Annotated in this window: 19 protein-coding genes and 1 pseudogene; 7 read left to right on the forward strand and 13 right to left on the reverse strand. The window is 69.1% G+C overall.

Features of this window, described 5'->3' with window-relative positions:
• The 6 genes from ABTZ94_RS18555 to ABTZ94_RS18580 form a co-directional block, all read right to left on the reverse strand.
• Nucleotides 1-1,396, reverse strand: a 1,396-nt coding sequence (locus tag ABTZ94_RS18555; RefSeq protein ID WP_351202129.1) for an amidohydrolase, incomplete at its 3' end; no start/stop codon positions are given.
• Nucleotides 1,397-1,404: 8 nt separating this feature from the next.
• Nucleotides 1,405-2,226, reverse strand: coding sequence for a hypothetical protein (locus tag ABTZ94_RS18560; RefSeq protein WP_351202130.1), 822 nt, complete (start codon nt 2,224-2,226; stop codon nt 1,405-1,407).
• 107 nt (nt 2,227-2,333) lie between these two features.
• Nucleotides 2,334-3,311, reverse strand: coding sequence for a TauD/TfdA family dioxygenase (locus tag ABTZ94_RS18565; protein ID WP_351202131.1), 978 nt, complete (start codon nt 3,309-3,311; stop codon nt 2,334-2,336).
• Between the two features lie 29 nt (nt 3,312-3,340).
• Nucleotides 3,341-4,084 carry an SDR family NAD(P)-dependent oxidoreductase gene (locus ABTZ94_RS18570; RefSeq protein ID WP_351202132.1) on the reverse strand — a complete coding sequence of 248 codons (744 nt, stop codon included), beginning with the start codon at nt 4,082-4,084 and terminating at the stop codon, nt 3,341-3,343.
• A 7-nt stretch (nt 4,085-4,091) separates the two neighbouring features.
• Complete coding sequence (locus tag ABTZ94_RS18575) at nt 4,092-5,447, reverse strand: DUF8614 domain-containing protein (protein WP_351202133.1); 1,356 nt, start codon at nt 5,445-5,447, stop codon at nt 4,092-4,094.
• Nucleotides 5,448-5,458: 11 nt separating this feature from the next.
• Nucleotides 5,459-6,604 (reverse strand): hypothetical protein, encoded by a 1,146-nt coding sequence (locus ABTZ94_RS18580; RefSeq protein ID WP_351202134.1) that lies wholly within the window; start codon nt 6,602-6,604, stop codon nt 5,459-5,461.
• A 515-nt stretch (nt 6,605-7,119) separates the two neighbouring features.
• Here ABTZ94_RS18580 and ABTZ94_RS18585 point away from each other — a divergent pair.
• Both ABTZ94_RS18585 and ABTZ94_RS18590 read left to right on the forward strand, forming a co-directional pair.
• Nucleotides 7,120-7,626, forward strand: coding sequence for an IS3 family transposase (locus ABTZ94_RS18585; RefSeq protein ID WP_351202135.1), 507 nt, complete (start codon nt 7,120-7,122; stop codon nt 7,624-7,626).
• Nucleotides 7,627-8,056: 430 nt separating this feature from the next.
• On the forward strand, nt 8,057-9,073 hold the full coding sequence (locus ABTZ94_RS18590) for a LacI family DNA-binding transcriptional regulator (protein ID WP_351202136.1): 1,017 nt from the start codon (nt 8,057-8,059) through the stop codon (nt 9,071-9,073).
• 744 nt (nt 9,074-9,817) lie between these two features.
• On the opposite strand, the gene ABTZ94_RS18595 is transcribed toward ABTZ94_RS18590, so the two are convergent.
• The 6 genes from ABTZ94_RS18595 to ABTZ94_RS18620 are packed head-to-tail and all read right to left on the reverse strand — an operon-like array spanning nt 9,818 to nt 13,578.
• Nucleotides 9,818-10,120 (reverse strand): hypothetical protein, encoded by a 303-nt coding sequence (locus ABTZ94_RS18595; protein WP_351202137.1) that lies wholly within the window; start codon nt 10,118-10,120, stop codon nt 9,818-9,820.
• A 9-nt stretch (nt 10,121-10,129) separates the two neighbouring features.
• Entirely contained in the window at nt 10,130-11,557 is a 1,428-nt protein-coding gene (locus ABTZ94_RS18600) for a hypothetical protein (RefSeq protein ID WP_351202138.1), read from the reverse strand.
• A gap of 10 nt (nt 11,558-11,567) precedes the next feature.
• A complete protein-coding gene (locus tag ABTZ94_RS18605; RefSeq protein ID WP_351202139.1) occupies nt 11,568-12,425 on the reverse strand; it encodes a DUF3592 domain-containing protein in 858 nt (285 codons plus the stop codon).
• On the reverse strand, nt 12,425-12,877 hold the full coding sequence (locus ABTZ94_RS18610; protein WP_351202140.1) for a hypothetical protein: 453 nt from the start codon (nt 12,875-12,877) through the stop codon (nt 12,425-12,427). Before ABTZ94_RS18610 ends, ABTZ94_RS18605 begins: the two co-directional genes overlap by 1 nt.
• Complete coding sequence (locus tag ABTZ94_RS18615; protein ID WP_351202141.1) at nt 12,878-13,156, reverse strand: hypothetical protein; 279 nt, start codon at nt 13,154-13,156, stop codon at nt 12,878-12,880. It lies immediately after the preceding gene.
• On the reverse strand, nt 13,153-13,578 hold the full coding sequence (locus ABTZ94_RS18620) for a hypothetical protein (protein ID WP_351202142.1): 426 nt from the start codon (nt 13,576-13,578) through the stop codon (nt 13,153-13,155). The genes ABTZ94_RS18615 and ABTZ94_RS18620 overlap by 4 nt, the downstream gene beginning before the upstream one ends.
• Nucleotides 13,579-13,702: 124 nt before the next feature.
• On the opposite strand from ABTZ94_RS18620, the gene ABTZ94_RS18625 reads away from it, so the two are divergent.
• The 5 genes and pseudogenes from ABTZ94_RS18625 to ABTZ94_RS37905 all read left to right on the forward strand — a co-directional run.
• Nucleotides 13,703-15,061, forward strand: coding sequence for a hypothetical protein (locus ABTZ94_RS18625; RefSeq protein WP_351202143.1), 1,359 nt, complete (start codon nt 13,703-13,705; stop codon nt 15,059-15,061).
• On the forward strand, nt 15,061-16,395 hold the full coding sequence (locus tag ABTZ94_RS18630; RefSeq protein ID WP_351202144.1) for a hypothetical protein: 1,335 nt from the start codon (nt 15,061-15,063) through the stop codon (nt 16,393-16,395). Before ABTZ94_RS18625 ends, ABTZ94_RS18630 begins: the two co-directional genes overlap by 1 nt.
• A 3-nt stretch (nt 16,396-16,398) precedes the next feature.
• Nucleotides 16,399-19,347: a CHAT domain-containing protein gene (locus ABTZ94_RS18635; RefSeq protein WP_351202145.1), complete on the forward strand. Its 2,949-nt coding sequence runs from the start codon at nt 16,399-16,401 to the stop codon at nt 19,345-19,347.
• A gap of 261 nt (nt 19,348-19,608) precedes the next feature.
• Entirely contained in the window at nt 19,609-19,887 is a 279-nt protein-coding gene (locus ABTZ94_RS18640) for a hypothetical protein (RefSeq protein WP_351202146.1), read from the forward strand.
• 264 nt (nt 19,888-20,151) lie between these two features.
• Nucleotides 20,152-20,325, forward strand: a pseudogene (locus ABTZ94_RS37905) (ISAs1 family transposase); the annotation flags it as partial.
• A 632-nt stretch (nt 20,326-20,957) separates the two neighbouring features.
• Here ABTZ94_RS37905 and ABTZ94_RS37910 read toward each other — a convergent pair.
• On the reverse strand, nt 20,958-21,512 hold the full coding sequence (locus ABTZ94_RS37910; protein ID WP_502967266.1) for a DUF6000 family protein: 555 nt from the start codon (nt 21,510-21,512) through the stop codon (nt 20,958-20,960).
• Nucleotides 21,513-21,647: the final 135 nt, after the last annotated feature.

Here is a 21,647-nt window from a genome sequence, read left to right on the forward strand (position 1 = left end):
AATCCTCCGCCTCGCAGCTGCACGCACCCAGCCCCGCTCCTTCTCCCACCCCCCATGTGCCGGTCGGTCTTACTGAGCTGCCCAAATAGGAAAGTGCGGCCGTCACCATGGCTTCTGACGCGGTGAGGAGTGTGGGCCGTGGATCGGGAGCGAACTGCGGTGAGTGGTTGGTGGGCAGGTGCTTCACTTTCTCCTGCGGAGTGGCGCCAGGAGCCGACTGCCACGCCTCGATCGACGTGCTTCCAACGACCCAGTAGACAGTGGGAACCGCCGTGCCGTCGTAGTGCACGCCCGCGCCCGCGGCGCCGAAGTAGGGGAAGTCCTCGCTGGCTGCCAACAGCGGCATCTCCATGACCCGGCCCTCCCCGAAATAGGCTTCGTGGGCGGCACGGACCTTGCTGGTGAGGGCCGGGGAGTTGTCGTTGACCGGGACCCCCTCGATCACTTCGACCTCAGGGGGGCGGGGTGCTCCGGAGGCCGCGGCTTCCGCCTCCACGATGCGCTTGATGGCATTGAGTAGGTGATCCTGGAGAGCGTCATCGTAGCACCGCACACTGATTCCGAGCTCTGCGGCATCCGGGATGATGTTGGCCTGCGTGCCGGCGTGCAGCGTGCCGACGCTCACCACGGCACAACTGGCCGGGTCCACCTCACGGGCGACGACGGTCTGCAGCCGGGTGATCACGTGTGCGGCGATCACGACGGGGTCAATCGTCGCCTGCGGTGCGGAGCTGTGCCCACCGCGGCCGAATATCGTGACCTTCACGACCGCGGAAGCAGCCATCATGGGCCCTGACCGATGTCCGATGATCCCGATCGGCAGCGGTACGACGTGTTGAGCGAGCGCCACATCGGGTTTGAGGATCCGGCTGTAGAGCCCGTCTTCCAGCATCGCTTGCGCTCCGTCGCCGGTCTCCTCCGCCGGCTGCGCGACGGCCAGCAGAGTGCCTCGCCAGGCGTGTCGGGCCCGGGCCAGGAGGACGGCGGCCGTGAGCATGCTGCTCATATGGGCGTCATGGCCGCAGGCGTGGGAAACCGGCACCTCCTCGCCCTCGCTGTTGAGGGCGCGCCGCTCGCTCGCGTATGGCAGTCCCGTGCTTTCCTGCACCGGCAGGGCGTCCATGTCCGCGCGCAGCATCACAGTGGGGCCGTCGCCGTTGTGCAGCACGCCTGCCACGCCGTGGCCACCGACACCGGTGACGACGTCAAACCCGCCCTTCTCCAGGCAGCCGGCGGCCAGGGCGGCCGTGCGCTCCTCCTGGTGTGACAGCTCGGGATGGCGGTGCAGGTCCAGGTAGAGGCTCTCCGCCTCGTCCAGGAGACCGGCGTGCAGGGGTGCCAGAACCTCCTTGACGCGTTCGGTGTTTTCGGCATCGGCCGGTGTGTGCGCAGTCACGGGTTCCGTCACCTTCCCTCCAGTTTCGAAGCGAGCCACGGCAACCGCTGCGACTGCGCCGCACGCACCGCCTTGATCTCCCTCTTGGCCCACTGCTGGGCGATTCTGGGCAAGCCGGCTTTGGCGATCACGATGTAGGCGTCCTCCGGGCGCAGCGTCTTGCGGAAGAAGGCGTCGATGGTGCGATCACCGCAACTGGGCAGGTCACCGTAGAGGGCGTCGAGATTGTCGTAGGCACCGAGGATGCGCAGGCTGCCTGGGTCGAACTTGTCGCTTTGGCCCAGCCATTCCGCCACGTCGGTGGCAATCAGCGAAATCTGCTTGTCGACGATGGTGTCCGGGGCCGGCCAGATGTTGCCCGGACCGCATCCGTTGCGCAGGAGGCGGTACACCACGGGACTTTCCGTCCGCGCCACCAGATACACCGGTCGAGGAGCGTAGGCGAGGCATTCCAGGGCGATCATTCTCGCGTGGATGTTCCCCATGAGGCCGCCGCCCTGCGATTCGGGAAGCACACCGCTGGAGTCCAGGTAGAGGCAGTGTGCGTTGCCGAAGATTCGCCGGTGGTATCCAGTCCATCCACTGATGTTGCCCAACGGGTCCACCAGCAGGCAGAACTTGGAGATTTTCTCGAAGAAGCGCCCTTTTTTGCGGTCGCGCCAGTACGGCGTCATGTCCGCGCCGAACGCCTTGGTGGAGATCTCCACAAGAACGGAGTAGATCATATCTTGGTATTCTTCCGAGAAAAGCGCCGTATTGTTCCAGTAGATGTAGGACCAGTCATCCTTGAGGCGACGCTGCGGAAGCTCGGGAGCGGCATCGCGCAACATGCTGACGGAATTCTTCGGTGAGGAAATTTCGGACTCCTTTCGGTCGGACAGGCCCTGGACAGGAGTTGGCGGGGTGAGCCGGGCAGGCAATGAGATCCTTGCGTCGCTCACTGCCCGCCCGGTGCGTCGTCTCTGGGTGCGGTGGTCGTCGCTGCCGCACCCGGGTCGATGTCAGCGCTGTCGAGGTAGCCCAGGGCGACGTAGATCTTGCGACGGTCGGCGTCCTGGATGGCCCGACGCCCGTGCATGACGCGCGTGTTGTCGACGATGGCGACATCGCCGTCCTGCCAGTCGAGATCCTCCGTCAGCCCAGCCGTCACCTTCTCGATCTCCGCGATGACCTCCTGCGGTATCTCGTCGTCGTTCGCGAAGGCGATGCGGGGCTTCTCATAGTGGTAGGAGGGGCCAAGGATGCTGTTGGCGAAGGAAAGCCGCTCACCGAAGAGCGTCGGGTGCGCTGCCGCCACCTTGTAGACGTAATGGATCGACCCGTCGTCGTTGGCGCGAATCTGCAGCTTTTCCTCACCGAAGAGCTTGGCGAGTTCGATGAGATCATCGACCGTGATCTGATCGTCCGGTTTGGCTCCGTTGAGGAGGCTGGAGGTCAGCGCCCGCCAGGCGTCCTCGCTGATGTTCCGTGAGTAGACGATGTCCTGGTCCAGGAACCGCTGCCGGGTTTGCTCGGTGAGCTGCTCCCAGACCCGGTAGCCGTCGCAGACCGTGGTCTGGGAGCCGACACGGGCCGCGCTCTCACACATGAACCAGGTGAGGTCAGGCGTGAGCGGGTTGGTGCCGTGTTCCACATGCAGCCCGACCGCGTCGGTTCCGAGATCGACCTTCTGGACTGTCTTTCCCTCGCTGAATTCCCGCGCCGGATCGAGGGTGATACGGGTGCACACCGACTGCACCAGCTCGGAGAACTGCTCGATCGACGGGCCGAAGCCGCGGAAGAGTAAGTAGCCGGACTTGGCGAGCTCGTCCAGCAACCAGGTGCGCTCCAGAGTGTTCAGCGGCTGATCGCCCTTGGCGGTGACGACAGTACCGGCCCCGCTGCCGTGCCGTGCGATCTCGAATCCTTGCTGCATATCGGTCCTTTCACGAGGGACGGGGTAGCTCAGCCGAAGACGGTGCCGTGCGCCGATGCGGTGCCTCCGGCCAGCTCTCCGCCGTCCAGCACGATCTGCTGGCCCGTCACGAAACGTGCCGAATCGGAGGCGAGGTAGAAGAAGGCGTCGGCAATCTCGGCGGGATCGGCGTGGCGGCCGGCCGGGATTTTCGCGTTGACCTCGGCGAACATTTCGTCGGTGTACTCGGCGCGTTGCATGGGTGTCATCACGTAGCCGGGACTGACGCATGCCGTGCGGATGTAGGGCGCGAGTTCCAGGGCGAGGGTGCGGGTCAGGGCCAGCACCGCGGCCTTGGAGGCGTTGTAGTCGGCGTAGTACGGATAGCCGACGGACGCGTTCGTGGATGCGGTGGCGAGCAGTACCCCGCTCCGTGCGGCGATCATGTGCTTGGCGGCGGCCTGCCACAGGGCGATGACGCCGAGCACGTTGATGTCGAGGAGCGACCGGACGTCCTTCTCGGTCATCTCCACGAACGTCCGGCGCAGGCTGATCCCGGCGTTGGCGACGACGACGTCGATCGAGCCGTGCTCGGCGTGCACGGAGTCCAGGACGGAGCGAATGCCGCTCCAGTCCGTGACGTCGGCCTGAACCCACTCTCCCACCGCGTCGGCCTCGTCGGGCCGCGAGAGATCCAGGTTCACCACGCGGTCCCCCGCGGCGGCGAAGCGACGTGCCGTGGCGAGGCCGATTCCCGAGGATGCGCCGGAGATGACGACAGTACGTTGTTTCATGTTTCCCTCAGCCGAAGGTGTAGGACAGATCGGTGGGCAGCGACTGGAACACACTGCCGAGCCTCTTCTGGTAGTCGGCGCCCGTCGCGAGGGCCGAACGCAGGACCGCGACCTGGGAGGCGTCCTCCTCCCACAGCGTGCTGTGCAGGGTCCGGGCCAGTTCCTCCAGGGCCTGGCGTGCGCTGGGCAGCCAGCTCTTGCTCGTGTCCGGCTCCAGGGACACCTGGTGCGTCTGGAGCCAGCCGGCGGTGAGGACGGCCGCGGTGGTGTCCGCGAAGTGATGGTGCCGCCGAGACAGGTACCGGAAGAGTTCGACCCGGTAGGCCTCCCCCAGGTGCAGGTCGGAGGAGAACAGCCCGGCCGAGAGAAGGCCCAGGACGTCGGCGTACGTCTCCTCCAGGCCCATGCGCTCGAAGGGGGTGAGGCCCTCCGCCGGCCTGCCCTCGTCCGTCACGGTGGACTTGCGCCAGAAGTGGGCGAGGTCGTGTCCGCGGAACCAGCGCAGCGAGGTGCGCAGCAGACCGTCGAGCCGGGTCTGCGCCTCCGCGCCCTGTATCTCCCTGAAGAGCCTCAGCGAGCAGTTCTGGATGCGCTCTCTGTGGATGTTGGCGAAGACGACGGTGAACTCCGGCCCGTTCACTCGCGACCGCGCGGCCTCCAAGGGGAAGAAATGCGCGAAGTTCTTGTGTCCGACGGCTGATTCGCCACCGCTGAGCAGGAGGTCCAGGACACACATGGACGGCTGCATGTCCTGGATGGACTTGATCTCGCCCCCCAGAACTTCTGCCACCCGGTCACGGACCCAGCTCGTGCGCAGGGTGACCATGTCGACCTCCTGCTGGAGGTCGTTGCTCGGCACCGCCACCAGGAACCCGATGGACTGTGCCGCCGCGCGCATGGCCCAGGTTCCGATGGGACCGCAGTAGAACCAGGGCCGGTCGGGGTGCGGCTCCTGCAGGGTGATCGGTTCCCACTCGCCCGTGCGGGCGTAGACGGTCAGGCGCTGGGCGGCCGTTCGTGCGTGCAGGACCGCGTCCTGGGTTCCGGGTGCGGTCTCTTTGTCCGCGAACGCCAGGAGTTCCTGGGCGGCCGCCTGGGCAAGGGACACCGTCTGCTCCCGCCGCCCGGCCGAGGGCTCGACCTGCGGGATGTCCAGGGCGGCTATGCCGTCGAACAGGGACTTGGCGTGGACGAGGTGATCCCAGCCATTGGGAAAGTGCTCCTTGAGCCGGGCGTACTCGGGGTCGAGGCGGGTGACGGCGAGCACTGGCTCGTCTCGATGCCAAAACGGTGTCTCGGACGTGGAGCTGCGCAGCGGGATGTCAAGACTGGCGGTGCGCCGCTGTCCCAGGCCGGTGGTCACGAGCGTTTCCGTCAACGAATGCCTCCGGGATTGATCGTTGCCGCGGCAGTGCCCGCCTGCTGCTTGGCCGGTGCGGCCAGCGGTGTCCGGGACTGCTCGGCGGAGTCGGACTCGCCCAGCACCGCCCCCCACTTCCTTCGGTTGGCGAGGAAGGCGAAGACGTGGCCGAGGTACTGCACGATGAACCACAGCGGCAGGAAGGCGGCGAACGACGGCGCCGTGCCGGTCTGCACCCAGCCGATGACGGCCCAGGTGACCACACCAGTGGCGGCGTTGAGGGCGACCGTGGTGGACAGGTCGGTCTGCTGCTGGGCCCATTCCGTCGCGCTGGGATTGAGGATCGTGCCGAGGATCAGGCCACTGAGGACGGCGCCCAGCAGTCCTGCGCCACCGGCCTGCAGCATGTCCATCGGGGTGACGGCGTGCGGGCCGATGAGGGCGTAGTAGAGGACGCCGAGGCCGAGGCCGACGAGCAGGCCGGGCAGGTGCATCGCGGGCCTGCGCCAGTGCGCCGGGGCCGGCATCGGCATGTCGGCCGCGCCCTGGGGGCAGCGGTACACCGGCGGGAAGATGAGCCCGGTCACGTCGATGTAGCGCTGGTACGGCTCACCGGCCGTGGCGATCAGGCGCTTGTCGTAGAGGATGCTGCCGACGACGTTGTAGATGTTGAGGACGATGGCCAGGACCAGCAGGTCGGTGGTCATGGTGGGCAGCAGGAAGAACATGCCGAAGAAGGCCGTGTGGACGGGGAACCGGATCCAGCGGCGGGTGCCGATCTTCCAGCTGATCAGCTTGGGGCCCGGAGCGCCGGCACTCTGGGCGACGAGGGTCGTCGACCCGAAGGCAAGACCGCAGTCGTACTCGAACAGGTGAAGCTGCCAGTACCAGAGCCATGACACGACGGCAAGGCCGTACATAACGACCATGGGTATGCCGGAAAGTTCCCAGACCACGCTGTCGGTGTGCTGCCAGAGCGCGGCCGCCGCCAGGATGTATACGACGTTGGACAGTGATTCGACGGACCGCCAGGCCAGCGGCTCTATGCCCGTCTTGACTTTGACTGTGCGTTTGACCCTCAGCGTGGCGAGTCCGGAGTGCTGAACTCCGAACCCGAGAACGAGAAGGGTATCGACAAGAAGCTGGACAGACTGACTCACGTGGAACCGCCCCCTCAATTAAGACGAAGTGTCACGCTCACGTGCAGAACCGACCCCAGCGTGCAAGTCGGCAAGGAATACGCGCCCCCAGGAAATTGAATGCTCAACGCTTCACCCGTGCACCGTCGGTAGGCTCAGCACGCAAGCCGACGATGCGCGTTCAAGGCAGGGAGCACTTCGAACGGGAAGAGGTTAGTCACACGCATGACTGCGTGACAAGTACCTGACAATTGCCGCTACTCGGGGTGCGCTGCAATCTCACTTGCTCATACGTATGACGGACTTGTGGGGCTGTGCTGTCGGCGACTGCAGCGGCCCCCTTCTGTGCGGACGGAGCGAATATGCCCTGCCCATGGCGACGGCTTGTTACCCAGTTCAATCATGAAATACACCCGCTACGGGCCGCGCCTGGAACGGACGTCGCACTTGGCTCGATACAAGCGGCAAATATTTGGCCGGTGTGAACCGTTCCGAGTTTGATCGAGACTCGATCCCTTGGAAGGACCGAGTCCGTTATGGCGAAGCAATACCCCAAGCAGCTCAAGGAGCGGGCCGTGCGTCTGATCCTGGAGACTCGTGATCAGTACAAGACCGAGTCCGCGGCAATCCGATCGATCGGCGCGAAGCTCGACGTCGGCCCGGAGTCCTTGCGGAACCGGGTGCGTCAGGCCGAGGTCGACGCCGACGCCCGGACCGGGACCACGACCGAGGAATCCACCTATGGCTGCAGCATCCACCCGTCCACCTATTACGCGCACAAGAAGCGCATGCCATCGGCCCGCTCACCGCGGGACGCGGAACTGGCGCCGCTGATCACCAGCATCTACCGCGACAACTACAGCGCCTACGGAGCCCGTAAGACCTGGGCCGAGCTGAAACGGCAGGGTCATCAGGTGACCCCGGTGCACTGTCGAGCGCTTGATGAAGGCCGAAGGCATCACGCGAGCCGTGCGCGGCAAGAAGAGCCCGGTGAACGTGACACGGACAGGCACCCCCGCCCGTCGTTCCGGCCGTTCCCGTAAGGGCTGTCCGGACGGAGCACCGCTCCGCGGCATACTGCCGCCGCCGGCCCAGCGCACGCACCGCCCGTCCGCCGGCTGCAGGAGCCTTCCGACCGCCGGCTCCGGCGCGACACCCCGCCCCCACAGCCCTGCGCCAGAGGCGCCTGCTCCGTACTCAACAGGCGAACGGTTCGCCACCCTCGGAATTTTTGTCATGATTTGCCATCAAAGAGATACCCGGCGGGGCGAGCCAAACCGTCTCCAGGCTCATCGGCGCGCCTGTTCGCCCTTGACTTGTAATCGCTTCCCTCGGGATCATCAACGCCTTTGCTGCCAACACCCTCCAGGCCACAGCAGATCGGCCCAGAAGATCTTGAAACATCTACGATCCTGACGATTCATTCCGTCAACAGGAATGAATTCACATTGAAAACAATGGATAGATATGCGGATGACAGGACCCGAAACCCCTCGCACCGTCACCGCCACCGACGTGGCACGCATGGCGCAGGTTTCGCAGTCGACCGTCTCGCTCGTCCTGAACGGCAAGTGGAAGGGCAGGATCCGTGAGGAGACCGCCCGCCGTGTGATGACGACAGCAAGCGAACTGGGCTACCAGATCAATCAGGCTGCCCGCAGCCTGCGTCTGGGCAGCACCGGAACCGTCCTCCTGGTCGTACCGACACTGAAGAACCCCGCCTTCTCCGCCGTGCACGCCGGCGCCGCTCGGGCGGGCGCGACGAACGACATCGGCGTTGTGGTGTTCCCGCTGAGCGCGGAAGACGGATGCGGGCCCTTTCCTGTGCCGAAACAGGCAATCGACGGGGTCCTGGCCTGCTCGATGTCGGCCGCCGATGTTGCCGAGTTGCGCACCGGCCTCCCGCTGGTGATGCTCGACGACGCCCCGAACGGTCACACGCCGACCGTCAGCATGGATCTCGGCGGCGGCATGGCGCACATCCTGGCCCACCTCACCTCGCTCGGTCATCGCCGCATCATGCACGTGCGCGCCGATCGCCCCACCTCGACGTTCGCCGAGCGTGCGCATGTCTTCGGCCAGTGTGCCCTCAGTCATCCCGACATCACCGCAAGCCATGTTTCGTGCTCCCTCGACCCGCGCACGGTCCGGGACCGTCTGGTCGCCGTACTGGCCTCCCCCGGCCGTCCGACGGCGTTCGTCTGCGACGACGACAACATCGCCATGGGCGTCTACTACGCAGCGAACACGCTCGACCTCACCGTCGGCGAAGCTCTTTCCGTGGTCGGCTTCAACGATCTGCCGGTAGCCTCCCTGAGCTCCCCCTCCCTGACCACAGTGCGCCTGCCCCTCAACGGCCTGGGCTTCCACGGCATGCAGATGCTCATGGACATCCACAACGGAGAAACGGTCGAGGACGTCACACTCGGCACGGAACTCGTCATACGGCAATCCACCGGACCCGCACCGCTGTCCACCGACGCCGGCTGACCCCCCCCCCGTCATCCTCTCCGCGGTCCCGCAACAGGGCCGCCGGCCTCCGGGCCCAGCACGACCGCATCCCCCTTGCCCGGCGGACGACCTCAAAGGTGTCACCGGGCCCGGGAGGCGCCGCTGGAGACCCTGACGAGAGGCCTGACCAGCACCCCGCCGAGCGCAATGCCTGGCACGCGCAATACCCGGCATCCCGCAGGCGGCGGGCCCGCACAGCGCGGATGCGCGCACACCACGCCAACGCCCCGGCCGGCACCGCACGAACCCGGTCCGGGAGGACGGGCTGCACGATACCGATCCCAGCCGGAGCACGCGGGCCCAACCGCAGCTGTGCAAAAGAAGCACAGCGTGCTGATCTGGGACTGGCCGCCCCTGCCCTTGCCGAAAACTCATCCATCCTGGTGGGAGCTGTGAGCGTGGTCTGGGGCATCCCGGCTGTGGCTGATGGCACCGACGGTCTCATGCGGCTAGCGATCACCGCGGCATGATGATGCGCCATGCTGCTGCGACTGGCCTACTTCGGTGTGACGAACGCGTTCGCACGGCTGACACTGATTCTTGGTGAACCGCGCCACGATCAGGGGTGCCGCGGTGGGCGAGGAGGTCGGGTAGGGCCTGACCGTCGTTCGTCGCGGCCGAGGTGGTGGCCGCGTCCGTGATCACGTTGACGCTGCCGGGGTTGCTCGCGGGCCTCATCGCCAAGGCGCTCATGCCGGGCAAGAACCCGGGCGGCAGCTCGGGTCACACGGGCCGGTGTCCTGAGGTGGAGTCGATGGCCGCCTGTACCGCTTCCAGCAGCGCGGCCAGGCCGTGGGCCTGCTCCCATTCCGCGGCCGTGTAGTTCCATGTGTGGCGAGCGCCCGGGGCTTCCGGCCGGCCATGTGTGATCTCCACAGTCCGCTTCCCCTTCCGGTCGGGTTCGGTGACGCGCAGGTGCAGGTGCCGTATGTGGAAGCGGAGGGGGTAACCGCCGAAGATCTCCAGTATCCGACCGTCGAACGAGTAGAACTCTCTGCCGACCGTGGTCGTGATCTCGTCGTTCATGGAAGAACCCTATGCGCGGTGATCAGTGGGTGCCAGGCCCCTGTCCCGCACCACTTCCATCACCGCCCCCGCCACCGCGCCCATGCAGCGCCTGCGGAGGTCCAGGACGGGAGCCGGGTTCGAGAGGCCGTGGGAGGCCAGCAGGTTCATCAGCGGCCAGAGCGCCTCGCAGCGGGCGGGGAGCGAGAACTCCCGGCCGTCCTGCGCGATGACCCTGGCCGTGGTGAGGCCCGCGAGGAGACTGGTGCGGTGCCAGTCGACCACGTACGACCTGCCGTTCGGGCTGACGCACAGGACCACCTCCTTGGTGTGGTGCAGCACAGCCAGGTAGTCCATCGGCACCGTCAGCCGCCGGGCGGCGTCGAACGCAGGTGTGCCGTCCGCCGGCCGGATGCGCAGCACCGTGTCGAGCACCGGACCGTGGACCTGGAAGGTAGTCGTGCCGCGCATCTCCAGGAACCGGGCACGCACCAGGTGGCCGCCGCGACGCGACCAGCGTCGGCCAACAGCGCCGAACCCCGCCTGCTCGCCCGGGAGTTGGTCCACCAGCAGGCGGGCCTCCTCGCCCGGCTCGGTCACCGGTGCCCGGTCCTCGGGGCAGACGCGTGCCCGGTCGGCCAGGGCGCCGTACCGTGCCGCCGTCTCCGCGTCCAGGCGCCGGAGGTCGATCGTGTCGCCGATCATCTCGACGCCTCCGACCGCACGCGAGATCCGCATCTGTTCCAGTTGGCGGCCGGGACGTCGGGTCACCTCGGTCCGCCGGCCTTCGAGGTCGATCACCCGACAGGTTCTCGTGCCCGCCAGCAGAGTGCTGCGCTGCCAGAGGACGGTGACCGTGCCAGGGCCCTCGGGGCCGACCGGACCGACCTGAGCGACCGGGTCCACGAGGACGGCCAAGCGGCCCGCCGTGATCGCCGACAGACACAGGGGCGGTACCCGCCACTCGCCGGTGATCTCGAACGCCCCACGCCCGGCGGCCCTTTCGGGCCCCTCCGCCGCGTACACCCGCAGCCTCAGCCTGATCTCCGGCATGAACTCCGCGGGAGCGTAGTTCCCAAAGTGCGTCGTGAACCTCGCCTCGTCGTCGGGGCTGTACCGCACGAACGACGCCTCCAGGACGTCCGCCCGCACCAACCGCGCGCCCGCCGGGCCCTGTTCGGACCGTGACGCCCACATCACGAACGTGTCGTCGCCGTAGAAGACGCCGCTCTTCGCCCGGTCGCTGCGCGTGATCCGGGGAAACTCCTGCCGCGTGGAGGTGGCAGCCATGACAGGGATCACGGCGGTGCCGACCGCGCCGAGTCCGGCCACCGCCCAGCCCCAGTCCGCGCCGTCATGCCAGGCGGCACCTCCCACGGCAAGGAAGAAGGGGAACGCTGACATGCAGAGCGCGGTGAACACCAGATTGCCGACGAACACGCCGGTACGGCTGCACATGGTCTCTCCTTCACGCCAGCTTGAGCGCACCGACCACGACCGCCGCCGCCCCCGTGAGCAGCAGGGCGACCACGAAGGCGATGTTCATCGCTCCGGAGCGGCGGTCGGCCGCGGGGTCGGGTGTGTAGACGGACGGGTCGGTGGGGGCGTAGTGGATGGTGAGGGTCCGGTGGAGGGATCGGCCGGGATCGGGGATGCCGTCGCGGGACAGGACGGTGACGTGGGTGCCGTCGCGGGTGGTGAAGGTGACGACGGGGGCGTGGTTGACGATCTCGTCGCCCTCCCCGTCGGTGTGGACATCCTTGGTGACGGCCACGACCCGCGCCGGGACGGCGACGGCCGAGGCCAGCAGGGCGTTGCGGGCACGCACGGTGCGGATGTCGGGGCTGCGCGCCGCGAGGGCGGTCAGCAGGGCGCCGAAGCCGAACAGTGCCCAGGGGTAGCCCCAGCGGACGGTCGCGTGGATCACCAGCCCGATGAGGAGCAGTATGACCGCGCAGTCGGGGCCCGTGCGTCCGCTCTTCTCGCCGTCGGTGTCGAGCACGACGGCGAACCGGAGCGGCTCTTCGGGTGGGTAGCGCACCTCGAACTCCCGGCCCACCCACGCCTCCTGGATCGCGTCGCCGTGCTCGCCGGCGTTGGGCAGGGTGAAGTCCCGCCCGGTGGCCGGGTCCTGGAAGGCGACCGTAACCGGTATCCCGGGCCTCTCGGAGTCGCCGTGGGCCGGCTGCCCCACGCCCACGATCCGTGCCCTCGCCCATACCGCCCGCTGGGCCCGGGTCACCCCGGCGAGCGAGCGGCCGTAGCCGTGCAGGGCCAGGCCGGCGGGAACCAACCACCAGAACTCCAGCATCTCGTGACCGTTCATCAGATGTTCACCCGGAAAAGGCCTGCGGAAGGTTCGACGACAGAGGTGAGCCTCAGACCCACGCGGAGGGCGGGGTGGTGCGAGCGCCTCCAGGTCGTCTCAAAGGTCCGGAACCTGGGCCCGCTGACCCGCAGTTCGACCTCTACGCCGGATCCCTCCCCGTCCCAGTCGAAGTCGGTCAGGGCGGTCACCTCCGCGGTCGCCGGAACCCCGACGGCGTCGAGCCGCCGGTTCTGCTCCCGCTCGGCGGTGGTCTGGAACCAGAACCCCAGGCCCAGGGGCAGGAAGACCACCGTGAACAGAATGCCCATGACCATGAGATCTGCGCCGGCGAAGAGGGCGAAGCCCAGCATGACCGGTCCGCACAGGCACATCAGGGCGGCCACCTCGTACTGCCCGAAGCCGGCCCTCGAGATCTGCGTCCACTGGATCCCGTCCCCGCCGTCTGCCATTCAGTGCTCCGGTGTCTCGGACAGGCTCCGCGCCAGCCGTTCCGCCAGGTCCTGGAGGCCGGGGAGCAGGTGGGCGTCGTACGGGATCGAGTGGCGTCTGCCGTGCCGGGTGACGATCGCCAGTCTGCGGCTCCGGCCGGGGCGGAATTCCAGATGAGGCCCCTCCCAGACGTGGTAGCGGGCGTCGTCGACGTAACCGAACACTTCCAGCACTCGTCCGTCGAAGGAGAGCAGGACGTGATCGTTCGCCGGTACTTCGTACAGCGGCGCGGGGGTCACGGGGTCACGCCGTCCCCGGCGTAGAGGTAGCCGCCCGGCCGGGCGGGGTCGGCGATCAGCAGTACCTGGTCGCCGGTGCGGGGGATGCGCAGTTTCGAGACGAGGGTCTGGAAAGTGATCCGGTCGGTGGTTCCGGCCGGCTGGAGGACCAGGTCGACGACCGGGTCGAAGTTGACCAGTCGGCCGGTGTCGCTGATCGATATGACGACGGCGGGTGTGGTCGGCGCTCCCGCGGCGAGCAACTGCTGGACGTCGTGGCCCGACTGGTACGCGCCGATCGACTGCTGGACCCTGGCGAAATCCTCCGCGCCGAGGAACGCGCGCGTGGCGCGGCCGTAGAAGCCCTTGCCGCTCGCCACCTTGCCGGCGATCTCGGCGGCCCGCTCCTCGCGGTTCCCGCCACGCCTGCCGAAGATTCCCATGACCGCTCCTCCTTGTAATGATCACCGGTGTCCGGTGCGGTGCCTGGCGGGGACGCTAGGCGGCCCCGGACGCCTACCGATCCCAGGTTCGCCCGCCTGTTCGTGGACGACGTACTCTCCCCCCATGCCACCCCCGAGCCAGCCGACCGACGAGCGCCGACCGCGCGCCCTGGTCATCGACCACGCCTGGCGTGGCCTCGGGCCGGGGCCGGCGTCGCTGAGCGGCCCCGGCGGGGCACCGCTCACCCGGACGGTCAAGCTGATCGTGCTGCCGCTGATCGTCAGGCCCGCGCTACGTCCCGAACTGGCGGCTGACTTCCTCGGACCGACCGAGGCCGCGCGCCTCGACGCGCTGATCCGGGAGTCCGGTACGCGTCTCGCGGCGACGGCACAGTGGTTCACGCTCCTCAAGAAGGCCCGCCGGGCGCTGGGGGTCGTGGCGGGCAACCCCCAGGACCTGTACTTCCAGCGCTGCTTCGAGCTGGCCACCGAGCACGGAGCGCCCTCCGCCGACGCGGACGCGGTGGCCCGGGCCGTGGTCGAGGACGTGGCGGACGCGGGCGGCGGACGCACGGTGGAGGCGCTGAAGGACTGCCTCGCGGACCCCGCCCTGCGCGCCCGGCTCGACGCGGAACTGGCCGTCGCATGGGAGAGCCGTCAGCCGACGGCGGACGCGGCCGAGGCGGTGGCGCTGGCTACCGAGACCCTGGAAGCCTGCGGTGCGCCGGAACCGGACTCGCCGGCGTACGCAGCCATGGTTGGGGCGGGGCACGGCGGGCTGTTCGGCCGGGTCCTGTGGGCGCACGCGAACGGCGTCTGGGGCGGCGAGGACCCGCCTGCACATCTGGGACTGACCGCGCGACCGGTGCCGTCGCGGCCGGAGGTCGGCCGGGGCGCCTCGACCGCCACGCTGCCCGCACCGCTGGACCGCACCCTCTTCGAGCGGCTCTTCGTCGTGCTCCAGTCGTCGGCCCGGCGCGAGGAACTGCCGACGGTGCCGGAGCTCGTCGGGCGCGAGGCCGGCCGCAGTTGCGCCCCACTCGGCCTGTACGACGAGAGCCTGCGCGTCACCGTCGTCCTCGGCGGACGGCTCGCGGTCGGCCTCGACCCGCTGGGCCCCGGAAGTGCCTCGGCGGGGAGTACGGCTGCGCACCGGGCCGTCAACAGCCGCTGGCGACGCGAGGCTTCGGTCCTGCGCGCCCGCAGGATGACCGTGTCTCCTTGCCCCGACCCGGACGGCGGCGTCCTGGACGCCCTCGCCCAGGACCTCCGTACCCCGTGGGTGGCTTACATGCGGCGGCTGTGGGTGCGGCTGCACGGGCGGGACGTCCACGGCGCACCGCTGGGGGACCTCGCGTCGGCCTGGGCGGTGCTCGACGGGGTCGCCCGCTCGGTCATGATGGACCACCGCGCCAGAGTCCGGTCGGCGCTGCGCGCCCTCTCGGCGACCGCCGTGCAAGCGGCCGAGCAGAGGAACGCATGATGGCGGGCGCCGGGACGGACATCCACCTCGTGCGGGGCGAGGGCGGCACGATCCGGGTCACCGCCGGTCCTGCCTTCGGACACGTCCGGACCTACGCCGATGTGGCCACCGTGGGCCCGGACTTCACGCGGTCCGTGCTGGACGTCGCGGGGGCGGTGCTGGTGTGGCCCGTCCTCGGGAGTCCGGGGCGGCCGGTGGCGGAGGTCCATGACGTGGGGCGGGCGCAGCAGTGGCTGTGGGCGGTCTACGGCGAGCGCGTCGCCGCCGCCGTGCACGCGGTCTCGGCGGGGGCACAGGAGCCTTTGGTCGTACGGGAGTCGAGGGACCACCCGACCGCTCTCGCGAACGCCGCCGCCCGGCTCGGCTTCGGGCACTGGGCGGCCCGGTGGTGGCCGGCGTCGTACACAGACGGGATTCCGGCGCTCGAACCGGACGTGCTGGGACTGGAGTTGGCCGCGCTCACCCACCAGTGCCAGCAGCTCTTCGACGACTTGGATGAGGTCGACGACCAGCCCGACGACTGCGTGGCCGAACTGGTCGAGGAGCACCGGGCCGCCCTCGACCCGCTGATCCAGTGGTGGCGTGCGACACCACCACCGGCTGACACGGCTGGGCACTTGGAGAGCGTTCTGCGGCTGATCGGCGACGCAGCGGACTGCGCCGGGCTGGACGGTCCGGAACTGCGCCGCCTGCACTCGGCCCTCGACCAGGAACAGGACCACGGCCGTACCGTCTCCGCCGCCAGTATGCCGGTCGGCCCCGGCGCACTGTTCGCACGGCAGGGCGGCTATGCCCTCGCGGCGGGCGCCCCATTCGTCGGCGGCGGGCGGGTGATCGCGCGGGGCTCCGGGACCAACGACTGGCGCCGCTGTCCGCCGGGGTTCGTCGACGCCGCCGAGGACGCGGTGTCCTGGACCGCTCGGGCGCTCGGTGCGCGCCGGCAGATCGAGGTCGAGGTCGTCGCGCACGTCGCGGCACCCGCCATCGGCGGGCCGCTCGTCGCGGAGGTCCGGGTGAACGGCGGCCGTCCGAACCGGGTGCCCCTCACCCGACGGGACGACGTGTGGGCCGGCCGGGCGGATGTGGAGCAGCCCCCGGGCTCGCATCCGTCGTCCACGACGACGCCGCCACACTACGAAGTCGGTGTCCTGCTGCCGGGCTTCGACCCGGGCCCCGGGCCCGACGGCCGCGCCGACCGTGACGCGATCCGCGCCCTGGCCCGGCGGCGACTGGCCGACGCGGCACAGCCGACGACGTACGACGGGTCCGACACCCTCTCGGGACCGTTTCTCGCCGAGACACTGGCCGCCACTGCCACCAGTGAGGACTACTGACGGATGCCGGACGAGAACAGCGGCCAGCACGAGACCGGCAGCGAGCACGAGACCTGCGGCGAGCGGCAGACCCATGGTGAGCGGGAGACCACCGCACCGACATTCCTGTACGGAGAGCCGCTCGACAGCGCCTTCGCCCAGGCCCACGAGCACCACATGGCCGCCGATTTCGAAGCCGCGTACGCCGTCTACGACGAGATGCTCACCCTGGCCGAGTCCCTGGAGGACTCCCCCGACGTACGGTTCCTGCGCGCGCACGTGCTGGCCGACCTCGGGACCGTCCTCCTCGACGCCTCGGACCTGCCCAGTGCCGAGGACGCCGTGGACCGGTCCCGCGCCTTGCTGGACGGCATCGCGTCGGCGCCGATGGGGCCGCGGGGCCGTCAACTGTGGCTGGAGACAGTGCTGAAGACGCTGATCGCGCAGACCGACCTGCTGCGCAGGACGGGGCGTCTGGACGAGGCGCTGGCCTGTCTCGACGAGGCGACGGGCAGGCTGGCCGAGTTCGGCGATCCCGACGGACTGCGCGGCGCCGAACTCGGTCTGAACCGGGTACTGCTACTGATGGACCGGGGCGAGTGGGGAACGGCCGAGGAGCAGGCCACGCTGCTGCTGTCCACCACTCCGACGAGCGCGCCGGAGGCCATGCCCCGCCTGCTGACCGCGCTCGGCGTGATCTGCTCCTCGACCGGACGGTTCGACGCGGCCGAGGACCACTTCGCGCGCGCGGAGGACGCCTTCCGGGCGTTGGGGAACACCGGTGAGCAGCAGACGATGCTCGCGCACCGGGCGTCCCTCGCGGTGAAGCGGGGCGAACTCGACCTCGCGGAGCGGTTGTTCACCGAGGCGTCCGCCTTCTTCGAGGAGCAGCGGCGATTCGGTGAACTCGCCGTCTGTGAGCAGGGCCGGAGCTTCCTCGCCGACCGCCGCGGCAACGCCACGGGTGCGCACGACCTCATGACGGCAAGCCTGGACCGGTTCGCACTGCTCGGCGCCTCGGTCGCCGCCGCCGACACCATGCTGATGGGCGCCCAACAGGCGTACGAACGGGACGACATCGAGGAGATGAAGCGGCTGGCCCAGGGGGCCCGCGACGTCTACCAGGAACGGGGAATCCTCGAGCGGTGCGCGCAGGTCGACCTGATGCTCGCGCGGACCCTCGAGGACAACCTGAACCGGACGGACCACGGCGAACACGAGACGCGGTCCATCAACACCGCGCTTTCCCTCGCCATCCCGGCCGCCCTGGCACTGGCCGCCGCACGCCACGACTTCGTCACCGCCCACGCGCGCAGCCAGTGGCTCGAACTGGCGGACGACGCCATGCGGTTGGCCTTCCGCCTCGCCATACGCCGTCAGGACCAGGGGCTCCTCTTCGAGTTGGTGGAGCACCGCTGCGCGGGCGCCTCGCTGGCCCTGGGCGGTACGCCAGGGTCCGTGACGCCCGCCGAGGACACGGCACCGGTCTTCCCGGACACGGGCATGAAGACGTACGGAGACGCCGACGACGGTGCGATGACGCTCGGGGGCGTGGCGGCGGAGGCCGCCGCCTCCGCCGGGCTGCGCGTCGCGCCGCCGCCGAAGGTGCGCATGTCGGCGGAGACCGGCCGGATCGCGCTCCAGGAGTTCATCGCGGGGGCCGAGTTCCGCTATCGCCGGCGGATCGTGGACGAGGAGGAGGTCCCGTTCTGGTTCACCGACGACCTGACGAACCGCCCGGTGGTCCAGGTCCGGCTGGCCGACGCGGGCGACCTGTTCATGACCTGGACGTGGGCCGGCGGTGCCCGGGGGTTCGGCACCGGACGGGGTCCTGTCGCCGAAGTCGACCAGGCCGTAGGTGAGTTGGCTGCCGCGCTGCCCGGGGAGGGCGCGGCGGGGATGCGGCGGGCGTTCGAGTCGGGCGCGCTGGCCGATCCCCGCGCCGAGCGGCGGCTCGCCCGGACGCTGGCCGAGGCGCTGTGGCCGGAGGGGCTGACGGCGCAGATACGCCAGGTGTCGGAACACGCGGGCCGCCCGCTGGTACGCATCCAGCCGTCGCCCCGGGTCGCCCAGGTCCCCTGGGAACTGCTGGCCGTCGACGACGATGTCCGGCTCATCGATCTGGCGGACGTTGTGACCACCACGGCGACGTCGTTGCGACGACAGACCACTTCCGAACGCCCGGTGCAGGACACCGGCCCGGTCGTCCTCGTCCTCGACCCCCGGGTACCGGGATTCCGCGCCGACTCCCCGCTCGGCTCGGTCCTGGGGCCGCCCGGCTCGGATCCGGAGCTGCTGTCGCTGGTCCGGTCCCGTCTGGACGCGGGCGCCGTCGAGCCGCCCCTCGACACACCGGCGGAGGCGTTCCGCCGCACCGACTTGGACCGGGACTGGCTGAGCGGTGTGCTCCGCAAGGGGGCGCGCAGACTGATGTACGTCGGTCACGTCAGCGGCGCGCCGATCGAGGGCGGGCAGAGCGAGGACGGCGCCCTCCACCTGTGCTGCGGTCCGCAGAGCGCGGGCCTGGCCGAGGCGGTCCGTGCCCATCGGCCGCTGTCGGCCAAGGACCTCCTGCTGGGCACACTCCCCCTGCGGGCGGACGGGGAGCCGGGTGCGCGAGTCTGGCCGGCGCCGCCGCGGGTCGCCCTGATCGGCTGCGAGAGCGGCGGCGATCTGCGGTTCGCCGAGTCGTTCGGGCTGGCCACGGCGATGATCCACAACGGTGCCGAGCTGGTCACCGCGACCCGCTGGGTCCTGCCGACCAGCTTCGCCTTCCACCGGCTCGCCGATGTGCCCGAGTCCGTACGCCCGCTGTCGAAAGCGATCGTCGCCGTCGACACCGCCCACGAACACCCCGACCCCGTGCACCGACTCGGCCGCTGGCAGCGCGAGCAGCTCGACCGCTGGCGCGTCGGCGGCCGGATCGAGCATTCACCCCTGTTGTGGGCAGCCGTGACCTGCATCGTCGTCTGACCGCGGGCGACACACCAAAACGGCGTCGGCCAGGGCCGAGACCAGGAGTTGCGCCGACGGCCTTCAACCGCCCATCCGCAGCAGGTCACGACATCCGACGGGCCCGTCCGGGACAACCGCCCACGGGAGCGCCACGCGGTGTGACTGGCACGCCCATCCGCCAAGTGGTCGAACCCACGGTCAACGCCTGCCATCCGACGCCCTCCTCGGGGGATCTGGGGAGCACGAGCCACTCCGGGGAACGTGTGGGGAGAATCGACTGTGTGGCGCGGCACGCCCGTCCCCTGGCGGGCGGCGGGGGAAGGCGCCTTCAAGCTCGACCTGGACTTCGACCAGGCACCGCAGCCCGGCCATACCTTCGCCACACAGGTCAGCACCGACGCCGGGCGGACGTGGCAGACCATCGGGGTCGGCCTGAAGAACCCCGCGATCACCGTCGATCGCAGCCAGTTCCCCCGGGGAACGCAGGTCCAGCTCAGAGTCATCTCGACCAACGGCTTCACGAGCACGACGTCGGACATCGAGAGCTTCCAGGTGTGAGCTGACGGACCGTGAGTCCGGTGGGGGCCCCGGGGTAGCGGGGGCCTGTCTTCGTCCTCGCCCGGGGTGGGCGGCCGAACCGGCTCGGCCACCCACCCCCCGCCGTGACGCTCGGCAGGCGCCTTCCGCCAGTGTCGTCGGCGCCGCCAATGCCTCCTCAACGGCGAACGCGGCCGACGCAACACTGCCTACCTCATCCGACGGATCAAGGTGGTCACGGTCAACAGCCTGCTCTTCCCCGGAGCCCGGCAGTCCATCCAGATCATGCGCCGCCGCACCGACCGCAAGACTGGCAAAACCACCGTCAAGACCGTCCACGCCGTCACCAGCCCCACCGCTGAGCAAGCCAGTCCCGCCCAACTGGCGACCCTGATCCGTGATCACTGGCAGATCGAAGCCCTGCACCACGTCAGAGACACCACGTTCGCCGAAGACGCCTCACAGCTGCGAACGGGCAACGCGCCCCGGGCGATGGCCATCTGGCGCAACCTCGCCATCGGCGCCCTGCGACTGGCCGGCGCGACCAACATCGCCGCCGCTCTGCGATACAACGCCCGCAACGCGGACCGCCCGCTCTCCCTGCTCGGGCTCAAGTGATCACGAAACGGACGCCCGCCGACTACGCCGAAGCCCTGGGTCCCTCCCGACGACCACCAACCACAAGATCATCCCACCCGCAGACAGGCCACCAACCAAGTTGGCCTCTGGTGCGCCGACCGCCCTCTCGCCGACGCCTCCGATCGCGTCCGCGTGCTGGAGCAGTTCCCCGAGCTTCAGTCGCGAGACGAGAGGATCTCGGGTATTCAACCGCTCCGGGAGCGCGGAGGACGCGGTGTCCTGTGGCCATGCGATGCTCACCCCGATGGGAACGCTGGATCAGAACATAGGAGGCGTTGCCTTCCGTGCTGAGGAGGAACGGCTTCAGCAGCTATCGGTGTCCGGTGATGTCGCGGGGCTGTGGGAGGCGAGCGTCGAGGCAGGGCGGGAACGGTTCCGCGCCGTGCTGAGCCGTACCGCACGCGGATCAAGCTGAAGGCACGCCATCCCGACAGCCAAGAGGGGTGCTGCGGTCATCGCGTTTCCGCGCATTCGTCGACGAAGGCGCAAAGTCGGCGGATCAGGCTCAGATAGGTGGCGAGGTCCTCGGTGCGCTGCACGTGGGATGCGCCTTGGAGCCACTGTTGCCACAAGCCACCTGGGCCCAGGAAACGCGCGGCTTGGCCACCTCCGAGATTCAGGTCGATGAACACGAGGGCGCCCATCGCCACGATCTGGTCGTAGGCGAGGTCAGGGCGGCGAAGATAGCGATCAAGATAGGCGGCCAGCAGATCAGCGTCGCGCGGCGTGCCGAAGCTGGCCAGGGCCACGCAGTATGCGAGACCCGCGCAGCAGACCTCACTGGTCCAGGTCTCCGAGCGGATGACCGAGCATTGCACCCATCTCGCCCGGCCCGATCTGGACGACGCCCTCCAGCATGTCTGGGGCACCGGTCCCGGAACTGCTGCCAAGCCTGGCGAGCCTTTCCTCGGGCAGGTACCGCGACCAGTCACCGGCAACGGGCAGCCGTCTGTCCGGCTTCGGCTGGGTGCAAGAGGCGTGGTTGGCTCCACAAGGCTCATCGGCATGGACCACCGCGGGAACGTCGAAGGCACTGGGTCACGCGAACGCGTCCGGCAGTGGCGCGTCGAGGAGCCCCAGGTCGCGAGGCGGCAGGGCGGGCACCGAATCAATGAATTGCAAAATTATGCAATTCACTACAT

Source organism: Streptomyces sp. NPDC002785 (assembly GCF_040295565.1).
In the GTDB taxonomy this organism is placed as follows: domain Bacteria; phylum Actinomycetota; class Actinomycetes; order Streptomycetales; family Streptomycetaceae; genus Streptomyces.